Genomic DNA, 22,041 nt, shown 5'->3' on the forward strand with positions numbered 1-22,041 from the left:
TTGGTGTAATTCATGAAGTCACCCGCGCGCTAATTTATAGCGCTGCGGTATAATTTTGATTGAAGATCTATTCTTAGCTATTACTTTTAAGAATAAGATTATTCTTAGGAATACAGCAGCAAGCCAGAATATGACCGTCGTTTTTAATTGCTGTCGCTTTTAATGGAGAAACTTCTCCCTTAACTAAAGAAATTTTACAGCATCCACATAGGCCAGCTCGACATGAATAAGGCACTCTGATTCCTTGTTGTTCCAGCTGTTCTAAAATGATTTGTTGATTATTACCTGTGAAAGTTTGCCCATTATATTCAATAGTTACAGTTTGATTATTTGTTTTTGGCACATCAATGCTTTCAACTATTTCACTACTGCCATATTTACGAGGATCTTTTTTAGCTAATATAGTTACAGTGTCTCCGACACGAATAATGCCACTTGAACGGGCAATGAGATTCTGACCAAAATCGACATCACCATTTTCTGCGGTACGGAATGATTGCAATGTTGCTAAGGGTTCTCCGTTTGGATTTTTAATTCCTTTATCAATGCTGACAGTGGTTAAAATACAACGGCTACATGGTTTAGGTAAGTCAAAAATAACATTCCCAATTTGGATTGACTGCCAACTGTCTTCTGCAAATGCTTCCGCACCGGTAATAACAATATTTGGACGAAATTGTTCTAATCTAATACTGGCAGGGCAACGTTGTTGTAATAAATGAAATGAAGCCTCATTAATAAGCAAGAATGGATAACCATCAGCAAATGATAACGGAACTTTAGGATGTTTTTTTACCCTACGGGTTAATTCATGGCTTAACCAGCGTAATTGCACTGGAATATCAAAAAAACTACTTAACCATTGGTTAATCGCTTCTGGGGCAATCAGGGCAGCAAAATGATTGCCCCATACTTCAGTGGGTTGCTGCTCAGGCAGGAAATCGCTATAGAGCACTGTGGCATTTTCTCCGTTAGGCGCAAGCAGATAAATACCGTTGTTTAAGATAGCCGGGGTGAACAACAACATCTGGGGATATTTACGAGCCGTAATAAAAGTTCCGTCTGTGGTAGTTATCATAAAATTGCGGTCGAATATAAGGCCGCTTTCACTCACTAATGCATGGGAAAGTTGCAAACCACGCATAGACTTTACCGGATGGGTGTACAGGCGAGACAGAATTATCATCCATTAACCTCTATGAGAAACATTTTCTTAGCATGAGCAACTTTATGACATGTCACCCGGATTAGCTATAATGCGTAACAATTTTCTTTTTGGTGATACACAATATGAACTCTTTGTTTGCCAGTACGGCACGTGGATTAGAAGAACTGCTAAAGAACGAACTGGAAATGCTGGGTGCGCAATCATGCAAAATTGCGCAGGGCGGAGTTCATTTTCAAGGTGATGTCAGAGTGATGTATAAAAGTCTGATGTGGAGCAGACTGGCATCACGTATTTTACTGCCACTAAACGAATTTAATGTTTATAGCGATTTAGATCTCTATCTTGGGGTTCAGTCTGTTGATTGGAGCCAGATTTTCTCTGTAGACAGCACTTTCTCTGTACATTTTAGTGGTACGAATGAAGAGATCCGGAACACTCAATATGGTGCACTCAAAGTTAAGGACGCCATTGTCGATAGCTTTGTTCGTAAGTTGGATCAACGTCCAAATGTGGCAAAGCAACAGCCTGATATTCGAATTAATGTTTTCTTGAATAAAGAGAAAGCCAGTGTTGCTCTAGACTTGAGTGGTGAAGGTTTGCATATTCGTGGTTACCGAGATCTTGCGGGTCAGGCTCCGTTGAAAGAAAATTTGGCGGCGGCGATTATCCTGCGTTCAGGTTGGCGGATGGATACTCCGATGGTCGACCCCATGTGTGGTTCAGGCACGTTATTGATTGAAGCTGCAATGATGGCGGCTGATCGTGCTCCGGGGTTACATCGCAATAACTGGGGTTTTGCTGCATGGTTGCAGCACGATAAAGAAATTTGGTGTGAGGTAAGCGCAGAAGCACAAGTTCGTTTCCGTAAAGGTCTTCAGGAGACAACTTCCCGTTTCTTTGGTTCTGATATTGATCGCCGGGTGCTGGATATGGCGCGGTCGAATGCCCGCAGAGCAGGGGTTGCACAGTTAATAACTTTCCAGCAAGGGGATGCCAGCCGTTTGGAAAACCCGTTACCGGAAGATTCTGCCGGAACCGTATTAAGTAATCCACCATATGGCGAACGTCTCGAAAGTGAGCCAGCATTAGTTGCACTGCACAGTTTATTTGGCCGGGTGATGAAAAGTCGTTTTCCTGGCTGGCGTCTGTCGCTGTTTAGTGCATCACCTGAATTGCTAAGCTGCTTGCAATTACGAGCTGAACGTGAGTTTAAAGCTAAAAATGGTCCACTGGATTGCGTACAGAAAAACTACCAGTTATCAGATAAACCCCACTCATCTGAGATAGATATAGCGGGAGATTATGCTAATCGCCTTCGCAAAAATGAAAAGAAATTAACTAAATGGGCAAAACAACAAGGGATTGATTGCTATCGTCTGTATGATGCTGACTTACCTGAGTATAACGTTGCTGTTGACTATTATGCGGGTAAAGTGGTGATTCAGGAGTATGCTCCCCCGAAAAGTGTTGATGCTAATAAAGCGCGTCAGCGTTTATTCGATGTTATCAGTGCAACGATGCAAGTTCTTGGGCTTTCATCCAATCAATTGGTGCTCAAGACCCGCCAGCGTCAGAAAGGTAAAAGCCAATATGAAAAAATAGCGGAGAAACAAGAGTTTTTTCTGGTAAATGAATATGGCGCAAAATTTTGGGTTAACTTGGCTGACTATCTGGATACGGGATTGTTCCTTGATCATCGTATTGCTCGGAAAATGCTGGCGGAAATGAGTGAAGGAAAAGATTTTCTAAATCTATTTGCCTATACCGGATCAGCGACTGTACATGCTGGGATAGGCGGCGCGCGTTCAACAACAACGGTAGATATGTCCCGTACTTATCTTGAATGGGCTGAACGGAACTTACAAGCTAATGGGTTAACTGGCCGTCAGCACCGTTTGATTCAAGCTGATTGCCTCTCTTGGTTGGCCCAAACCCATGAACAATTTGATTTGATTTTTATCGATCCGCCAACTTTCTCTAATTCTAAACGGATGGAAGATACGTTTGATGTACAACGCGACCATATCATGTTGATGAAACAGCTTAAATGTTTGTTACGTCGCGGTGGAACGCTGATGTTTTCCAACAATAAACGCGGTTTTAAAATGGATTTTTCTGAGCTGGAAAAAATTGGCTTGGTGGCAGAAGAAATCACCAGCAAAACCCAGTCCCAGGATTTTGCCCGTAACCGTCAGATTCATAACTGCTGGCTATTACGTCATGCTGGTGAGGAAAAATAATTACTATGTCATTAATCAATTTATCCGGTGCATGGTTGTCGTTCAGTGATGCACCGCTACTTGATAATGCAGAATTGCATATAGAAGAAAATGAAAGGGTTTGTCTGGTTGGCCGTAACGGTGCCGGGAAATCCACTTTATTGCGAGTATTAGCAAAAGAACAATCATTAGATGATGGTCAGGTTATTTATGAGCAGGATCTAGTTGTTGCCCGATTACAGCAGGACCCACCTCGTGATGTGGAAGGAACTGTTTTTGATTTTGTTGCTGAAGGTGTTCAGGAGCAAGCCGAATACATTAAATCTTTCCATCAGGTTTCCCGCATGGTGGAGCAAGATCCCAGTGAAAAAAACCTCAGCCGTCTGGCAGAATTACAGGAGGTGTTGGATATCCGTGGGCTATGGTCGTTGGACAGCCGTATTAATGACGTATTGAAACAACTCTCTTTACCTGCGGAAGAGAAACTCTCTTCTCTTTCTGGTGGCTGGTTGCGTAAAGCTGCATTGGGAAGGGCGCTGGTCAGCTCACCAAAAGTTTTATTTCTTGATGAACCGACTAACCATCTGGATATTGATACGATTGAGTGGTTGGAAAATTTCTTGAAAGATTTTCAAGGCAGTATTGTTTTCATTTCCCATGATCGTTCATTTATTCGCAGTATGGCAACCCGTATTGTTGATTTGGATCGCGGTAAATTGGTTTCATGGCCGGGTAATTACGATAAGTTTCTTGACGGCAAAGAAGAAGCGCTGCGTGTGGAAGAAATGCAGAATGCTGAATTTGATCGCAAGCTGGCGCAGGAAGAAGTATGGATTCGCCAAGGGATTAAAGCGCGTCGTACTCGTAATGAAGGGCGCGTTAGGGCATTGAAAGCGTTACGTGTTGAACGTTCTCAGCGCCGTGAGGTGATGGGAACAGCCAAAATACAGATGGAAGAAGTAAGCCGTTCCGGCAAAATTGTGTTTGAGCTGGAAAATGTTAATTATCAGATTGACGGCAGGAAATTAGTCAATAATTTCAGTGCTCAGATTCAGCGTGGCGATAAAATTGCATTAGTAGGACCAAATGGTTGTGGTAAAACAACGTTATTAAGACTAATGCTAGGCGATCTACAACCTGATAGTGGCCGCGCTCGTTGTGGTACTAAACTAGAGATTGCTTATTTTGATCAGCATCGTGCAGCACTTGATCCTGAAAAAACAGTAGTGGACAACTTGGCCGAAGGTAAGCAGGAAGTAATGGTCAATGGCCGTCCCCGTCATGTCTTGGGTTATTTGCAGGATTTTCTGTTCCATCCCAAACGGGCAATGACACCGGTTAAAGCGCTTTCCGGTGGTGAAAGGAACCGATTGTTACTGGCGCGTTTGTTCCTGAAACCGAGTAATTTGTTGGTGCTTGATGAGCCAACTAACGATCTGGATGTGGAAACATTGGAATTGCTGGAAGAGCTGGTAGATAGTTATCAAGGTACTGTATTACTGGTCAGCCATGATCGTCAATTTGTTGATAATTCAGTGACTGAATGCTGGATTTTTGAAGGTAATGGTGTGATTAATAACTATGTTGGTGGTTATTATGATGCTCAGCAGCAACGTGAGCAGACTGTATCGTTACGCCAACAAGGTGAAAAAAAACCTAGAACTGAAATCAAAGAAGAGAAAGTTAAGGAATCACCAAAACGTTCAGGCAATAAAATGAGTTACCATTTATTGCGTGAATTAGAACAACTTCCATCATTGCTAGAGAGATTGGAAGAAGAGATTGAGCAATTACAATCTCAGGTGAGTGATGTCGAATTTTTTAACCAACCTCATGTCGTGACTCAAAAAGTACTGACTGAACTGTCTGAGAAAGAGCAAGCATTAGAAACTGCTTTTGAGCGCTGGCAGGAGTTGGAAACATTGAAAAACGGTTGATAGTCATCATGATTTACAGAATCATGCTGTGATTCTTCTTAGTGTGGTTCTGTGAATATTGCCATTTTCCTAAAATAGGAGAAAAACCTTGTGTTCCAATAACCATCATCATGAAATGGTATTGTGTCCTCAGTGTGACTTGCTGGTGGCACTACCAGAATGGGTGCAAGGAACGAAGGCGGTTTGTCCTCGTTGTAAAACGACATTAATCGCATGGTGGAAGGAGCCTAAACACCAACCAACAGGTTATGCAATCAGCGCGTTATTCATGTTATTAATTGCTTGCCTGTTTCCGTTTGTCAGCATGAATGTGACAGGAATTGACAGCGAAATTACTTTATCCCAAATCCCACAGACGATGTTCAATGAAGATTATGCCAGCATAGGCATCTTCTTTCTATTTTGTGTTCAACTGGTGCCTGCGTTTTGTATGGTAGCGATTATCTTGCTATGCCAGGGTGTTGCTATGCCTCAGAAAATAAGGATCTGGCTAGCCAGAGTTCTGTTTCAGATGAAAAACTGGTGTATGGTTGAAATTTTTCTGGCGGGGGTATTAGTCAGTTTTGTCAAATTAATAGCTTATGGTGATATAGGATTAGGTTTGAGTTTTTTGCCATATTGTCTGTTCTGCCTGCTTCAGGTGAGAGCGTTTCAGTGCTTGGATCGTCATTGGTTATGGAACCAAATTGAGTCTGCGCCTAAGGTGGATATATCGTTGCAGGCGGGGAAATCGGGTTTGATACAGGGGGTTAGGTTATGTCAGTGTTGTACGGCTATTTTACCGGTAGACCAGCTGATATGTTCACGCTGCCGTACTTGTGGGCATGCTCGTCGACGTAACAGCTTGCAATGGACAATGGCACTGTTAGTTACTGCTTTAATGCTTTATATTCCCGCTAATGTCCTGCCAATGATGGTGACAGAATCGCTCGGAAATCAGAGTGATTCTACTATTATGGCTGGAGTGATATTACTGTGGAGCATAGGTTCATACCCTGTAGCTTTGGTTATTTTTATTGCCAGTATTATGGTGCCATCACTGAAAATGTTGGCAATTGGTTGGTTGTGTTGGGATGCCAAAGGCCACGGTAAACGGGATTCTGCCCGAATGCATTTTATTTATGAAATTGTAGAATTTGTCGGTCGTTGGTCAATGATTGATGTATTTGTTATCGCAATATTGTCGTCATTGGTGCGTATGGGAAAGCTGATAAGTGTTTACCCTGCTATGGGGGCGATGATTTTTTCTTTAGTTGTGATCCTTACTATGTTTGCGGCAATGACATTTGATCCACGTTTAATTTGGGATAGAGCCAACGTTAAGCATTCGTTATAAGGCAATAAAGGAGTGTCAAAGTGACGGATAAAGTTGAAAACCAGAGTCAGGCCAAAATCGATAAAATTAAAAGTTGGTCGCCAGTCTGGATTGTACCGATTGTGACAGTGCTTATTGGTGCTTGGATATTGTTTTACCATTTTAGCCACCAAGGGCCGGAAGTAACGTTGGTTACCTCTAACGCAGAAGGGATTGAAGCAGGCAAAACTAAAATTAAAAGTCGCAGCGTAGACATTGGGGTAGTTGAGAGAGTTATGCTAAGTGATAACCTTAGCCAGGTTATTATCAAAGCTCGTTTGCATGATGGAATGGAAAAACTGTTGCGTAGTGACAGCGCTTTCTGGGTGGTGAAACCGCAGATTGGGCGTGATGGAATATCTGGGCTTGGTACACTCCTTTCTGGTGCTTTTATTGAGCTTCAGCCGGGAACATTTGGTAATGAAGAAGATAAATTTTATTTGTTGGACTCACCACCATTGGCTTCACCTGATGCAAAAGGTATCCGTGTCATATTGAGCAGTGATAAAGCGGGTCAACTCAATCCAGGTGATCCCGTGTTGTTTCGTGGCTATCGAGTTGGTTCTGTTGAAACCAGTGAGTTTGAACCAAAATCCCACTTGATGCGTTATCAGTTATTTATTAATGCACCTTATGATGGCTTATTAACAACTAATGTTCGTTTTTGGAAAGATAGTGGTATTACTGTTGATCTGTCTTCTCAAGGGGTACGTGTTGAAATGGCTTCATTATCAACTCTGTTTGGTGGTGGTGTCAGCTTTGATGTACCTAAAGGTTGGGAATTGGGTGAACCCGTTAAAGAAAAAAGTACTTACAAACTTTTCGACAACATAAAAAGTATTCAAGATTCTTTATATACCGAACATAAAGATTATTTGTTGCTCTTTTCTGATTCAGTTCGCGGATTGCAGCCGGGAGCGCCAGTGGAGTTCCGCGGTATTCGTATGGGAACTGTGGCAAAAGTACCGTTCTATTCAGAGGGGATGAAACAGCGATTGGATAATGATTTTCGCATTCCAGTACTTATTTCTATTGAACCTGGACGCTTTGAAAAAGAATTGGGTGAAGGATTTGATGTTGAGAAAGAGTTAAATAGTATAACTAAACGTGGCCTGCGTGCTTCACTTAAATCAGGTAACTTGCTGACTGGAGCGCTGTTTATTGATTTGGATTTTTATCCGAATGAAAAAGGATGGACTGGCCCGTATGAAATTTCAGGTTATCCGTTGTTACCAACAATCAGCGGTGGTCTTGCTCAAATTCAGCATAAGGTCATTTCAGCGCTGGATAAAATTAATAATATGCCAGTTGAGCCAATGTTTAATCAGGCTGTCCGCACTCTAGAAGAGAGTCAAAAAGCGATCAGAAAAGCACAACAAACCCTTGATGAATTGAATAAGGTGCTGGCAAATCCTGAAACGAAAGATCTGCCGAAAGACATACAGAAAACATTGCAGGAGTTTAATCGCAGTATGCAAGGTTTCCAGACTGGTTCACCGGCTTATAATAAGATGTTGGATAATATGCAACGACTGGATCAAGTATTGAGTGAGTTGCGGCCTGTTCTGAGGACACTGAACAATAAGAGCAATGCATTAGTTTTTGAAGCTAAGCCAATTGAAGATCCAGAACCGAAGAAGGCTAAAAAATGATGAAAAGATTGGCATTGATTTTAGTGATTTTTATTTCGGCCTGTAGTAATCAGCCGGAAAAAACTTATTACCAGTTGCCGACCGTGAAAATAGCATCACAGAATAGTGCTGCAATACAGCATGATCGCCAGTTGTGGGTACAACGGATTATGTTGTCTGATTATCTATCATCTTCAGGTGTGGTGTACCAGAGTAGCGATGTTAGTTATATCAGTGCGGCAAATCATTTGTGGGCAGGTCCATTGGAGCAACAACTGCAGCAAGTGCTAGTAGCTGAATTAACAATGGCATTACCTCAGCGTTTGGTTTCAGCTCAGCCATTGGTAAACAAACCAGATACTTTGGATGTGACAATCACTGGTTTTCATGGCCGTTATGACGGTAAGGTAATTTTGCAAGGTTATTGGACTTTAACCCGTCAGGGCGGTGTCGTTAAACAGCCTTTTAACTTAGAGTTGGAACAGGCAGAAGATGGTTACGATGATTTAGTCCGCACATTGGCAAAAGGATGGAGTCAGTTGGCACAAGCTATTGCCAGTCAATTAACTTCCCAGACATAACCTTTGTCATTCTCCGGTCATAAAGTCCTTTGTGTCCGGAGAAGATAAATATTATCAGTAAGATAAAAATTCTCCTTTATTATTAGCCTGTTATCTATTGTTTTGTGCTGATTATAACAAATATTACATTAATATGAATTTCTTGACTTGATTTTCAAAACTTATAGGGGTATTTCTAAATTGTGGTTGGATAAAGAACAATCACTGTTTTCTTTCTACTGATGTAGCTTATGAGGTAAGTAAAGCATGAAGAGACAGAAACGAGATCGTTTAGCACGTGCGTTATCTAAAGGGTATCAGGCTGGCATTTTAGGGCGTCCAAGGGAGCATTGTCCCTATTATTCGTTAGATGCCCGCTCTCATTGGTTGGGAGGATGGCGGCAGGCTATGGAAGACAGGGCGGCCATGGCCTAGTCTGGCAAACTGAGGCTACAAATTAAGTAAAACCTCTTCTTTTTTATCAATGTATTTACTAGGCTAAATTTGATCTGACAGAACTGATTGTTTATACATATGCAGATATCTGTCAGATTAAATCTTATTATATTTTTTCGGCTTAGACTTCCCTTTGGATATGCTTAAATTGAAACTCACTTGGCTAAAGCAAGATGATTCTTATCGTCATTGGTAGTAGCATAGCGATTTTAATTACCACTTCTCGGTAGATATTTATATTCATCCATTCATGGGGGTTTTTGGTTAATTCGATAAAATATGAATTAATGGCCGCTCTAGTGACACGTCATATTTAATCTATCCAATATAGTTGATATTGCGGCCATTAAGTAATTACCTGCTAATATGGGGGATGACGCGATTCAATAATTGCAGTTAGCAGGGTTTGATAAACATTTACTATGGCGTAATTGAACCTTATAGAGAGGGCTATATTCTGTCTCCCCTTCGACTGCTATAGCTACAGGTTCGTGACTTGAATAGGCTGTTTGAAGCAATGATAAAAGTATCGACCCGGCACTATAAGTACATACCCATCTAAATCCTTGGATGCGAGTAGGAGTGACTATTTTGCCAAGACAATCGCCATTACTATTAGATGCTTGTAGCATTTCGATGGTACCCTCAATCTTATTTAGTGCTATGGCGGTCGGTGTAAGAGTTAATGCTACGATTATGAGCAGTATTTTTCTGATGTTCATATAAATTACCCTTGGTTGTGTTTGTTAATAATAATTACTAATTATAAATGTTATTAATGTTTTTGCCTGTTACCAGTATGCTTCTGTGAGCTATTTGATATATCAGGTCAATTTGATCATAGCACAATTTGTCAATTGTATGCTAATTAGACAGAAATAAATTAGGTGCTTGTATTGCAGGTTATTCATATTTGTAGCTGGGGTAGGTTAAGGTTAGAACTTGATTTGATTTTTTTCTATGTGGGTATTGAATCTCATACTTTGAGATATATCAGGAATTGTCTTTGAGAGGCAAAAATAACACCAACTATTTTTTTCAACAGAGTGTCTTATTTACTTGGTGGTGTGCTTTTAGTAAAAAAGGTGAAAAGCAGTTAGCCAATCACCTTCCTTTTAGATATGTTACTGATTATTTATTAGAAAGCGCTAGTATCTTTAAACAAGCCTACTTTCAAATCTGTTGCCGTGTAGATGATTTTGCCATCTACTAACACTTCACCATCAGCCAGTCCCATAATCAATTTACGGTTAATAACGCGTTTAAAGTTGATGCGGTAAGTGATTTTTTTAGCTGTTGGTAATACCTGGCCGGTGAACTTAACTTCACCAACGCCAAGGGCACGGCCTTTGCCTTCGCCGCCTAACCAGCCAAGGAAGAATCCAACCAATTGCCACATGGCATCAAGGCCAAGGCAGCCGGGCATTACTGGATCATTAATAAAATGGCAATCGAAAAACCATAAATTAGGGGTAATATCCAGCTCGGCTTCTATATAACCTTTATCGTAGGCACCACCGTTTTCTGTCATTTCAATGATGCGATCCATCATTAGCATATTACCAGATGGTAATGGTGGCCCATTTTCTCCGAACAGCTCACTGCGTCCAGATGCGATAAGATCTTCTTTTGTGTAGGATTTGCGTTTATCAACCATATTATCAGGTAGCCTTATATTTAGTGTAGAGTAAATAATAGAGTACACCTGTACGCTGAACAACTCCGATCAGACATTTTGAATTAACCTAGCCAACGAAGAAACCACGGAAACCTAGGCCGTTCCTGATTATTCGCTTGGGTTATACGTTCCTGTATCATAGCTAACAAATGTATTTCTTGTTGATCATAATAAGGGACTCCTGTCAGCAAAGGTAGTGCTTCAGAAACATGTTTTACTGACCACAAATGAAATTTTTGTTCTTTTACTGCGTCTACAACGGCTTGATTAAGACATAAATGGCGGACATTCGCTGCTGGTAGGATGACACCTTGCTGGCCGGTTAGCTTTCTGCGGCGGCATACTTCAAAGAAGCCTTCGATTTTTTCATTGATACCACCAATTGGCTGAACATAACCAAATTGATCTACTGCACCGGTGACGGCCAGTTGTTGATCAATGGGTTGTTGGGAAAGAGCGCTTATCAGTGCACATAGTTCGGCAAGTGAAGCGCTGTCACCGTCAACTTCACCATAGGATTGTTCAAATACAATAGATGCGGAGAAAGGTTGCGGTTGATCCAATTTTAACTCGGAAATCAGAAATGCTTGCATAATCATCATTCCCTTCGCATGGATATTGCCACCTAACTCGACTTTGCGTTCGACATCGATAAATTCTCCATCTCCCATATGAGCCACACAAGTGATACGAGATGGTTCTCCGACAGGATCAGGATGGCCAGGATACTCCAGCACTGATAATCCGTTAATCTGGCCAATGACCATCCCCTGAGTACGAATCAGAACCTGGCCTTGCTGAATCTCATCTAAGCTACGTTCAGACAGATAGCTATGACGCCAGCGGCGATTTTCTACAGCTTGTTTAATTGACTGAGCTGTAATTTGGTTTTCTTGCTGATAAAGTGCCGCGGCTATCAGTTGTTGTTGGAGCCAAAGAATATCCAAAGGTAGGCGGTGTTTATCTTCTACATAACGAGTTGCTTGTTGGATAAGCTCAGGCCAAGCATCATAACTCAGTGGTGGTAATTGCCACTGTTGGATAAGCCCATTGATATAACTACACCATAGACTTAAATCCTGCTCATTATGCAGTGGCATATCCAACTCAAATTCGCCATACAGAGCGCTTTTTGCTAATTCAGGCTCTGTAACTTGAAATTCTTCAAGACTGAGGCGATCTCCAACCAAAATCAAACGCAGATTTAATGGCATGGAAGGGATGGGTAATGGTAAGGATTTATTATTATCCTGAGATAACCATTCAAAGCGCTGTTGAATAATCATCTGTTTTAGGCGAACCCACATTAATGGCTGGGACAACAGGGTGCGTAATGGAAGGATAAGTACGCCACCATTTACTTGATGGACTAACCCAGGTTGCAGATGGATTTCTCCATGGTGAGAATGGACACAGCCAAATAATTGTTCTGCTTCTATCCATTCACGATAAGCTACTTGCAATTTAGGTGTGAAATGGCCTTCTGCTGATGATTGCCAGCTAATTTTTTGTTGTTCTATCTGATAATCGCCCCTAATTTGGGGTATTTCTTTGGGGAGTAATCGGTGGATAGATTCAGCTAATGCTGACAAATAAGTATCACATTCCTCAGCTTTCAATAGCGTAAAAGGCTGGCGGGAATCCATCTGGCAGAAAAGCTTCAAGCCACTATGTAGCCGTGATTGAACAGCTTCCATACCGGCAGAAGCCTGTTGAGACGCAGAATGAAAAAACGCATTATAGGGAGCGTTATCCGGCAGTAATGCCTGCCAGTCTAGTTTGTTATTGGTCAAAGTGATCGCTATATATTGTAAAGTAGAAAAGTGCCGATTATACAAGATTAAGATATAAACCAACATGCTTGAATGTTTGTCGTTTCAGACGTTTTATGTAAAGCATCTTATGAACGAAAAACGGGCATTAATCATGTCACTTATAAGCAATTCACTAGAATAGTTGCTATGCTTATTTTAGTTACGCTGTCACTGAGAAATAAGATGAAATATCAACAACTGGAAAATCTGGAATGTGGCTGGAAATGGGCTTATCTGATGAAAAAACATCAGGAAGGTGAGTTAATTACCAAATATATTGAAAACAGCGCAGCTCGTGAAGCAGTTGATAAGCTCATCAAGCTTGAGAGTGAGCCAGTAAAGGTACTTAACTGGATTCAACAGCATATGAATCCTGATTTATCCAACCGTATGAAACAAACTATCCGTGCTCGGCGTAAACGGCATTTTAATGCAGAGCATCAGCATACCCGTAAAAAATCTATCGATTTAGATTTTCCTGTATGGAATCGCTTGTCTGCACTTGCTCAGCGACGGAGTAATACGCTGTCTGAAACGATCATACAACTTATTGAGGATGCTGAACGTAAGGAAAAATATGAAAATCAGATGTCTAGCCTGAAACATGATCTAGAGGTTATTTTGGGTAAAAGTGAGTAATTTCAGTTATTGATTGTGGGTTGGTATTACAATAGAAATCTTAATGAAGTTGATATAAAGTTTTAATAAACAGAAAGAAAACCCCGTTTCAAACGGGGTTTTCTGATCATTTGATTACTAATGTAATCAATAAAGACTATTATTGAGCAGTTTGTGCTTGAGTCAGAACTTCTTTAGTGCCTTGGATTTCGATCTCTACGCGACGATCTGGAGCCAAGCAGCTGATTAAGTTAGGTTTGAGAACCTTATCACAAGTAGAACCAGTTACTGGATTTGCTTTACCGTGGCCTTCTGCACTAATGCTACCAGCAGGGATGCCTTTAGTTACCAGATAGTCAACAACGCTTTGTGCGCGTTTTTGAGACAGTTTCTGGTTGTATACGTCTTTACCGATACGGTCAGTATAGCCTAGAACCAGCACTTTACCCTGAGTAGGGTCGATGTGTGCTAATTCAGTGTACAGCTGATCCAGGGTATGCTTGCCTTCTGCTTTTAGCTCAGAACTGGCGAATGCAAATAGAACGTCAGAACGTAGAGTAAAGCGTTTGTTTTCAACAACTGGGGCTGGAGCAGGGGTTGGAGCAACAACCGGAGCTGGAGCAACAACTGGAGCTGCTACTTCATCTTGGCCAAAACGGTAAGAAACACCTACGCTCAACAGGCCGTTGTCAGGGCGTGCACCTACTGTACCCGCATCACCGATATTGTTGACCCACTGGTAGTCCAGACGGGTAGCCCAGTTTTTGGTCAAAGCATACTCAACACCGATCGCTGCCAGCGGAGAAACACCGGTATCGTGGTCTTTCCGATGAGTGTTAGTTGCGCCATAAGTTGCTTTGGAATCTGCACGCCAAACCATACCACCCAGACGAGTATAGATGTCCAGATCATCTGTAATTGGATAGCTTAGCTTAGTCGCCAGTTGGAAACCGTGAGTTTTGAAGGCACCATTGTTTACGCTGCCTTTATAAGGCATACGGCCCAACCAGTCATAACCTATTTCGAAACCGAGATATGGATTAGTTTGGTAACCCAAATAAGCACCAGCACCTAGTTGGTTCTTGTGCGTAGGACCATTACCGATCTCATTGGTATAACCGTTACCGTAGAAGTTTACGTCATGGTATTGGGACCAACCCAGTTTACCACCGGTATACCAAGTGTTGTCTTTTGGAGCTGCTTGCGCTGCAGTTGTGAAAGCGGCCACTGCCACTGCTACCGCGATAGCTGTCTTTTTCATTTTAACGCCTCGTTATTATCATCACCCAATAGGCAATTGGCTTTGAGAGCCTTTTTACTTACTGCCTACCCCATTAGGCTATTTACATTTGCCATTCTTTGTAATTATTAAGGAGCGAACTTGAGTCGTGCTTAAGCTTCTCATACTGCATGTACGCTCTGATATTCTGCGAACTATCCATGTTCATTATTCATCCACACATTCACAAAAACGGCCTGCACTAATTACTTACGTCTACTGAGATAGGCTATTAGCCATATTGATTAAAAACTCAGTTTAAGAATACCGTACCTTCGCAAACTAGTTAACCAAACAATACAAGAGTACTAAGTGAAGTAGTCTTTAGTGATGTAAAGTCTACAACGAAGTTAAAAAGTTACAAGTGGCCATTGATTAATGGAGTAAAAAATTTAAAAGATAATGCATTATTTTAGAAAAACTTTACTATTCTTTACAACTAATCCTATATTAATTAATTGATTTTAATTGTGATTAGTAATTTTTGGCCTAAACTGATTATTTTGTGTTATAGATATTGGGATAATTCCTAGTTTTGGTCAATGATAGTAAATAGAATGAATTTTTGGTAAATTTGGTTGTGGTTCGGTACAGTCAGTTCCTTTATTTGCGTTTTGTGGGTGCATAATAAAACCCAAGGCATTACCTTTTCTCGCTGCAAACTTCAATCTTACCGTATCTCTTTCTGATACTTTAGGCAACCAGCCAAGTACCAGGCTGTAATTACCACTGGCTAATGCTCTTTCCATTGCATCTACAGTGGTAATGGAGTTGATGTGATTTAGTTGAACAATTTTATCTAAAGGTAATCCAGAGTTAATTAACCATTGGCGACTCAATTTCTTGTGTGGGCTAACCCATAACAGCCAGCGAGACTCATTCCCTGACTTACGTAATAAAGGTAATAATATATGGTTAATGACAGATTGGTTATCACTATAAATCAATTCACTCACTATACCCCCACTTCCCACTGAATTATCTTGTGTAAAGAGTGATGACTGTCTTTCTGTTGACTGATGTTTAGAAGGGTAAATCCAGGATAATTGAATGCCCATAATGAACCTCGCCAAGTAACTGTATAAACATACAGTATCTTCATGTTGGGCTAAGATCAAGCCTATTTTTTCAAAGAGCTTCGCAAATATTGATTATAAATCGCTTTAAGTTCATTTAATCATTGGCAGAGAAAATTGGATTGCGTATGTTTTCAATTGCTTGTTCCTCTTATCTATTTTACTAATAACTGGGACAAATCTATGGATACAAGATTTATTTGCACTAAACTCATGGAGTGATCTGTATGTTTTTGTCTGAGGGACGTTTTACTCAACTCAAAAATGGTTTTTCTTCGTTTGGAAGATTGACAAGGAAACCGCAGTTTGGCGGCTACAGCCTGCTAGCTGATGGGGTTATGTTTGCTATTATTGCTGATGGGGAATTGTATTTACGGGGAAATGGTCATGCTGAAGTGTTATTCAAAGCCAGGGGAATGAAAAATTATATTTACTCGAAAAGAGGAGTACCTGTAACTTTGCGTTATTACCGAGTTGGTGAATCACTTTGGCAAGATCAAGCGTTGTTGTCTCAATATGCGCATTTAGCCTATCACTACTCGTTGATTGAAGTGGTGGGTAAAAAGAAAATACCAGCGCGCTTAAAGGATTTGCCTAACCTTGGGATGTCTCTTGAACGTCAGTTATGGAAAGTAGGAATATGTAAAGTTGAAGATTTACGGCTGTTAGGTGCGAAAGCCAGTTATTTAAAACTACATCAATATAAAAGAAAACGTAATGTTAGTTTGTTACTTGCTCTGGCTGGTGCAATTGAAGGATGTCATTCAGCCGTTTTACCGGCACAAATTCGTAATGACTTATTACGCTGGCACAAGGAGTTGGTCTGTTAAATTTTTATCGTGAACAGCTAAATGAAAGGGGCAGTCAACTGCCCCAGTATATTAATGGGGTTCTAATTGATTAATTTTATTAATAATATTGATGAGTTCGGGTAGCAATTCTATTAATAAACTTGTTTGCTGCAATACCAATTGTTCCTTATTGTTTCCTTCTGCCAAGGCTTGTTCAATTTTTTTCGCGATATTGACAGGTATTTGCTTAATTCTATCATCATCTATTGATACTAGTTTTAATGCTGAATCGACATAACAAATAGCGTCGTTAAGGATGTCCAGAATAACTTTGTTATCCAATTTATCCCGATGTGCTCCTAGCGTGGAGATATAACTTAGCATTGTGTGATTTAGGCACAGTAGTCGGAATGCTTCTTCCTGAGAGGTTCGATAACTTTTCGGTTCAGCAGACATGTTTGAAATTACTGATGCCAGTTCTGCATCACTATTGTGAGCATCGCGGCGGGCAATTCGATAGCTCAATCCATTATCTTTTCCCTGATAATATTGGGCTAAAATAGCGTTAAGATAGCGGCAATTTGTGTTCATTGTCTTGCTTATCACTTGTGGTAGCTGGCGGAATTTCCAGTCCGGCCAGATGAAATTCACCGCTAACCAGGCGATACCACAACCAACTAATGTATCAAGAATTCTTGGTAATGCGACTTCAAAACCTTTACCTAACAAATTGAAACATAATAATACCAGCAGTGTGATAAATAAGGTTGCGTGTGCATACTGGATATTACGGAAGGCAAAGAATAGCACACCAGAGATGATCATCAGTATCAATTGTCCTTCAATAGAAGGTACGAAGTAGAGGATTGGTAAGCCGATTAATACCCCGGCAACAGTTCCTATTATTCGCAGTGCCAAACGGCGGCGGGTGGCGCTGTAATTGGGTTGGCAAACGAATAGGCTAGTTAGTAAAATCCAATACCCACGTTGTAAATCCAGTAACTGAATCATAGCGTAGCCACTGCATAGTAAAACAGACATACGGATGGCATGACGGAATAGGGCTGATTGTGGTGTCAGGTGACGGCTGATCCTTAGACCGATATCGCGTAAGCCAGTTAGTGGTTCATCAAAGAGTTGAGTTTCATCTCTTCTTTCTTTAGTAAAATTGTATTGTCCAGAACTAATACCGGTTAATTGTGCGTCAATCGCACGCAGGTTTTTTAGCAGATTGTATAATGCGCTGATCTTGGGATTATATTTCTGTTGTTCACTCAATTGTTGTAGTGAACTTTCCAGATAGTTGAAAGCGCGTTCAACGCGTGGGCTATGCTGATATTGCTTGCGCCAAAGGATTGATTGAGCAACTTGTTCACATGCGCGAGCTTGCATGGAGAGAAGGCGTTGAAACCGGAACAAGACATCACTGTAACGGAAAGAGTTCCTCAGGCTTTGGTACTTCACATGAGCTGAACTCGCTCGTTCATGAATATCCTGTGCAACAAAGTAATAATGTAGCGAGTGACGAGTTCCACGTTGGCCGCGATCTCCCTTCAGACGGGTTAACAAGGAGGTTTTGGTTTGATTTAGTGTGTTTACCAAAGCACGATTTGCCATTGCTACGTCGACGACAGATTGCTGGTATCCTTCTTCTATATCAGGATCAAACAGGTTGGCTTTGGCATCAAGGTAAGCGGAAAGTTGCTGATAACAACGCGCCAGATTGTCTTGTAACGGACGGATAGGAAACAGTAAATAGTCGGTGAGGGTTAGCAGGTTATACCAAACTGCGCCTATCAGCAGTAATAGTGGTTGCTGATACCATAGTGGGAAAATAGATGTACCTAACATGGTATAAATGGCAATCAGCAACGCGCCGAATGCAATGGTTGCATAGCGTTGCCCAAGTGCACCTAGTAAGATAAAACTACAAGTAGATAACGCTAGTCCGATGGTAAAAAGCCAAGGGTAAGGGAATAGTAATTCAACAGAGATTGACGCGATAAAGAAAGAAATTAGCGTGATCATTAAATTACGTAAACGGCCGATCAAATGATCATCGAGGTCGGCCAGTGCTGCGGCAACAACACCTAAAGTCAGTGGGATGGTTATTTTAGGTTCTTTATCCAGAAACCAAGGTATTAGCGTTGTTCCAGTTAGGGCAATCAGGATACGGGTGTAATAGAGAAGATGACTGTTATAGAGAAAACGACGCAGACCGGAGAAAACAGTTAGCACAAAATACCTCTAAGGTAATGATAACGGCCATAAATGACCATTAGGATATAAGGTTTATTAGTGATAAAAAACCTTTATAAGACATAGTTCAACTATTTTTCAGGTATAGCGCTACGATAATGGAACTAAAAGCAACACAAATTGGCCGACGTCTTGCTCAGCACCCTTACAACCGAGTACGACTGCTGAATGCAGGTATTGAAGTCAGTGGCGAAAAGCATCAATACCTCATCCCATTTAATCAGTTAATTGATATTCAGTGTAAACGGGGTATTGTCTGGGGTGAGTTGGAGTTTGAGTTGCTTGATGGACAAGCAGTTCGTCTTCATGGCACTGAATGGCAGCAGACACAGCATTTTTACCATTATCTGCTCGGTGAATGGCAGAAATGGAGTCGGGAAATGAGTATTGTTAGTGCTAATGTACTGGCGGCTCAGGCTAATGAAATAGATAAAATTGGACAGCAGGATCGCTGGTTTAAAAAAGCTGACTTGCACCAATTGCAACAGCAGATTCAGGCAGCATTTCAGGCTTTACCACTGCCATTACAACGTCTGGAAAAATTTGATAATTGCCGGGACGACTATCAAATTTGTCTACATTGGCTTGAGAATGGCGAAAAATCCGTTGAAAAGATTAATCAGCAATGGACAGAGAATGTACTGGCGCAATATCGTGATTTTTTTCAGCGGGTAGAAACCTCTTCTTTAAGCCTTCTTCAGAGCTTGGCTATTGTTAACGGTGAAAATTCAGTATTGGTGCTTGCTGGTGCTGGTAGTGGAAAAACATCTGTGTTGGTGGCGAGGGTAGGCTGGTTGTTGCTTCGCCAACAGGCGATTCCCGAACAGATATTACTGTTAGCGTTTGATAACCCGGCAGCAGATGAAATGAATGAACGGCTTTATACTCGTCTTGGTGTAAAAGATGTCGAAGCGAAAACATTTTATGCTTTGGCACTGCATATCATTCAGCAAGGGAGCAATAAGGTGCTGAAAATTAGCATATTGGAAACTGACGAACAAAAGAGAAGGGATTTTCTAATTAAACACTGGCAGCAACAATGCAGAGAAAAGAAAGCACAAGCCAAAGGTTGGCGGGAATGGCTGACAGAAGAGCTTAAATGGGAAGTACCAGAAGGGGAATTCTGGTGTGATGAACAGCTGGTTAGCCGCTTGTCTGGCAGACTTGAGCGTTGGCTGGAATTAATGCGTATGCACGGTGGTAGTCAAAAAACTATGACTGAACAGGCTCAGGGCGAGTATATGGATCTGTTTCAAAAACGTATTCGCTTGATGGGACCTCTATTAAAAGCGTGGAAATCTGAATTGAAATCAGAATGTGCTGTTGATTATTCAGGATTGATTCATCAAGCAATTAATGTTCTGGAAAAAGGGCGGTTTATTAGCCCATGGAAGCATATTTTGGTCGATGAGTTTCAGGATATTTCACCATTAAAGGCCAAATTGCTTATCGCATTGCGAACGCAAAATAGCCAAAGTTGTTTGTTTGCTGTAGGAGATGATTGGCAGGCAATTTATCGTTTTCGTGGTGCAGAGTCGGTATTGACTGCTGCGTTTGCTGATTATTTTGGTGAAAGGGCTGAATGTGTACTGGATACGTCTTATCGGTTTAATGATCGGATTGGCAAGATTGCTAACACATTTGTACAACAAAATCCGAATCAGTTAAACAAACCACTTAATAGTTTAACTAAAGGTAACAAAAAATCAGTTGTAATCCTGCCAGAAGAACAGCTTGAACCTTTGCTAAATAAAATGAGTGGCTATGTCACAGAGCAGGAAACGGTTTTGTTGTTAGCCCGCTATCATCACTTGAAACCTGAATTACTGAAAAAAGCAATGACTCGTTGGCCTAAGCTCAAAATAGAATTTATGACTATTCATGCTTCGAAAGGACAACAAGCGGATTATGTGATTATTTTTGGATTACATCAGGGGAACGATGGTTTTCCTGCACCAGCAAGGGAATCTGTGATGGAACGGGTTTTATTGCCGCAATTGGAAAATTTTCCTGATGCAGAGGAACGCCGTCTTTTATATGTTGCATTAACGCGGGCGAAGAAACAGGTGTGGCTGATGCAGGATAAGAAAAATCCATCTGTATTTGTGCGCCAATTAGAACGGTTGGGGGTAATTGTTCAACGCAAGCCTTAAGATATCTTTGAAGAGAACATATTGTTCAATCGTAAATATTGTGAAGACTTACTTTAGACGTTGATTCAGATAGTGTTGATAATCGGGGATCTGAATATCTACTGGCTTAGAAAACAATGGGGAATTAACAATAAAATCCGCCGTTGCCAGATTTGTTGCTACTGGGATATTCCATACCGCGGCGAGGCGCAGCAGTGCTTTTACATCAGGATCATGAGGAACGGCATTAAGTGGGTCCCAGAAAAATATTAGTACATCAATTTTTCCTTCTGAAATTAGAGAACCAATTTGTTGATCTCCGCCCATTGGTCCGCTGAGCATACTGGTGACTGGCAATCCAGTTTCATTCTGGATCAGATTACCGGTTGTGCCGGTAGCATATAAATTATGTTTCTTAAGTAAATTCTGATGATTTTTGGACCAGGTCAGCAGAGAAGTTTTACAGTGGTCGTGTGCAACAAGCGCTATATTTTTAGAAGCTGCTAGTGTACGGGTTGTCAATTCCATGGTGGTACCTTTGATAATCGTTATTTTCGATCATAGTAAATTGATAACAATGTTTATCATATACACTGTAATAAATAAACAAAGCAAAAATACTGGATTTGTAAGGAATGATAGATGAATGATCAACAAATTGTAGACATATTAAAACAGGTGAAAACTATCGCGTTGGTGGGTGCCAGCGAAAAAGCTGAGCGTCCGAGCTATAAAGTTATGGCTTATTTATTGGAGCAAGGATACGAAGTTATTCCTGTTAGCCCAAAACTTGCTGGGCAGACACTACTAGGGCAACACGTTTATGCGCAGTTAGCAGATATTACTCAGCCTATTGATATGGTAGATGTATTCCGCAATGCTGAAGCTGCTTATGGTGTAGCTCAGGAAGCGATAAATATCAAAGCAAAAGTACTCTGGCTGCAACTTGGTGTTATTAACGAACAAGCGAAAGAATTGGCAGAAAAAGCAGGCATGGATGTTGTGATGGATCGCTGTCCGAAAATTGAAATTCCAAGGTTGGGATTGGAAAAGTAATATCTCCAGCTTG

The 22,041-nt window shown here is 41.1% G+C and carries 17 protein-coding genes; 10 read left to right on the top strand and 7 right to left on the bottom strand.

The window, feature by feature from the left end; translation table 11 throughout:
- Positions 1 to 73: 73 nt before the first annotated feature.
- On the bottom strand, positions 74 to 1,186 hold the full coding sequence (locus tag BDD30_RS17200) for a YcbX family protein (RefSeq protein WP_015834887.1): 1,113 nt from the start codon (positions 1,184 to 1,186) through the stop codon (positions 74 to 76).
- A gap of 104 nt (positions 1,187 to 1,290) precedes the next feature.
- On the opposite strand from BDD30_RS17200, the gene rlmKL reads away from it, so the two are divergent.
- The 6 genes from rlmKL (at position 1,291) to rmf (ending at position 9,304) form a co-directional block, all read left to right on the top strand.
- Positions 1,291 to 3,408, top strand: a complete 2,118-nt coding sequence (gene rlmKL / locus BDD30_RS17205) for a bifunctional 23S rRNA (guanine(2069)-N(7))-methyltransferase RlmK/23S rRNA (guanine(2445)-N(2))-methyltransferase RlmL (protein ID WP_041382048.1) — start codon at positions 1,291 to 1,293, stop codon at positions 3,406 to 3,408.
- A 5-nt stretch (positions 3,409 to 3,413) separates the two neighbouring features.
- Positions 3,414 to 5,324 (top strand): ABC transporter ATP-binding protein, encoded by a 1,911-nt coding sequence (locus BDD30_RS17210; RefSeq protein ID WP_015834885.1) that lies wholly within the window; start codon positions 3,414 to 3,416, stop codon positions 5,322 to 5,324.
- Between the two features lie 88 nt (positions 5,325 to 5,412).
- On the top strand, positions 5,413 to 6,660 hold the full coding sequence (gene pqiA, locus BDD30_RS17215) for a membrane integrity-associated transporter subunit PqiA (protein ID WP_015834884.1): 1,248 nt from the start codon (positions 5,413 to 5,415) through the stop codon (positions 6,658 to 6,660).
- A gap of 20 nt (positions 6,661 to 6,680) precedes the next feature.
- A complete protein-coding gene (pqiB, locus tag BDD30_RS17220; RefSeq protein ID WP_015834883.1) occupies positions 6,681 to 8,330 on the top strand; it encodes an intermembrane transport protein PqiB in 1,650 nt (549 codons plus the stop codon).
- Positions 8,327 to 8,890 carry a membrane integrity-associated transporter subunit PqiC gene (gene pqiC, locus BDD30_RS17225; RefSeq protein WP_015834882.1) on the top strand — a complete coding sequence of 188 codons (564 nt, stop codon included), beginning with the start codon at positions 8,327 to 8,329 and terminating at the stop codon, positions 8,888 to 8,890. Before pqiB ends, pqiC begins: the two co-directional genes overlap by 4 nt.
- Before the next feature lie 246 nt (positions 8,891 to 9,136).
- A complete protein-coding gene (gene rmf, locus BDD30_RS17230) occupies positions 9,137 to 9,304 on the top strand; it encodes a ribosome modulation factor (RefSeq protein ID WP_041382046.1) in 168 nt (55 codons plus the stop codon).
- 1,159 nt (positions 9,305 to 10,463) lie between these two features.
- On the opposite strand, the gene fabA is transcribed toward rmf, so the two are convergent.
- Positions 10,464 to 10,982: a bifunctional 3-hydroxydecanoyl-ACP dehydratase/trans-2-decenoyl-ACP isomerase gene (fabA, locus tag BDD30_RS17240; protein WP_041382044.1), complete on the bottom strand. Its 519-nt coding sequence runs from the start codon at positions 10,980 to 10,982 to the stop codon at positions 10,464 to 10,466.
- Positions 10,983 to 11,065: 83 nt separating this feature from the next.
- Complete coding sequence (locus tag BDD30_RS17245; protein WP_041382870.1) at positions 11,066 to 12,796, bottom strand: AAA family ATPase; 1,731 nt, start codon at positions 12,794 to 12,796, stop codon at positions 11,066 to 11,068.
- A 204-nt stretch (positions 12,797 to 13,000) separates the two neighbouring features.
- Between BDD30_RS17245 and matP the strand changes: the two genes are divergently transcribed.
- Entirely contained in the window at positions 13,001 to 13,456 is a 456-nt protein-coding gene (matP, locus tag BDD30_RS17250) for a macrodomain Ter protein MatP (RefSeq protein ID WP_041382042.1), read from the top strand.
- Positions 13,457 to 13,595: 139 nt separating this feature from the next.
- Here the strand turns inward: matP and ompA are convergent, their stop codons facing one another.
- Both ompA and sulA read right to left on the bottom strand, forming a co-directional pair.
- A complete protein-coding gene (ompA, locus tag BDD30_RS17255; RefSeq protein ID WP_015834877.1) occupies positions 13,596 to 14,696 on the bottom strand; it encodes a porin OmpA in 1,101 nt (366 codons plus the stop codon).
- A 557-nt stretch (positions 14,697 to 15,253) separates the two neighbouring features.
- On the bottom strand, positions 15,254 to 15,772 hold the full coding sequence (gene sulA / locus BDD30_RS17260; protein WP_041382041.1) for an SOS-induced cell division inhibitor SulA: 519 nt from the start codon (positions 15,770 to 15,772) through the stop codon (positions 15,254 to 15,256).
- A 245-nt stretch (positions 15,773 to 16,017) separates the two neighbouring features.
- On the opposite strand from sulA, the gene BDD30_RS17265 reads away from it, so the two are divergent.
- Complete coding sequence (locus BDD30_RS17265) at positions 16,018 to 16,620, top strand: TfoX/Sxy family DNA transformation protein (protein WP_015834875.1); 603 nt, start codon at positions 16,018 to 16,020, stop codon at positions 16,618 to 16,620.
- A 51-nt stretch (positions 16,621 to 16,671) separates the two neighbouring features.
- Here the strand turns inward: BDD30_RS17265 and yccS are convergent, their stop codons facing one another.
- Entirely contained in the window at positions 16,672 to 18,819 is a 2,148-nt protein-coding gene (gene yccS / locus BDD30_RS17270; protein ID WP_015834874.1) for a YccS family putative transporter, read from the bottom strand.
- A 119-nt stretch (positions 18,820 to 18,938) separates the two neighbouring features.
- Between yccS and helD the strand changes: the two genes are divergently transcribed.
- The gene (helD, locus tag BDD30_RS17275) at positions 18,939 to 20,993 is read left to right on the top strand and encodes a DNA helicase IV (RefSeq protein ID WP_015834873.1); all 2,055 of its coding nucleotides are present in this window, start codon (positions 18,939 to 18,941) and stop codon (positions 20,991 to 20,993) included.
- A 48-nt stretch (positions 20,994 to 21,041) separates the two neighbouring features.
- On the opposite strand, the gene BDD30_RS17280 is transcribed toward helD, so the two are convergent.
- A complete protein-coding gene (locus BDD30_RS17280; RefSeq protein WP_015834872.1) occupies positions 21,042 to 21,500 on the bottom strand; it encodes a methylglyoxal synthase in 459 nt (152 codons plus the stop codon).
- Between the two features lie 114 nt (positions 21,501 to 21,614).
- Between BDD30_RS17280 and BDD30_RS17285 the strand changes: the two genes are divergently transcribed.
- Positions 21,615 to 22,028, top strand: a complete 414-nt coding sequence (locus tag BDD30_RS17285; RefSeq protein WP_015834871.1) for a CoA-binding protein — start codon at positions 21,615 to 21,617, stop codon at positions 22,026 to 22,028.
- Positions 22,029 to 22,041: the final 13 nt, after the last annotated feature.

It is taken from the genome of Photorhabdus asymbiotica (assembly GCF_003634575.1).
In the GTDB taxonomy this organism is placed as follows: Bacteria; Pseudomonadota; Gammaproteobacteria; order Enterobacterales; family Enterobacteriaceae; genus Photorhabdus; species Photorhabdus asymbiotica.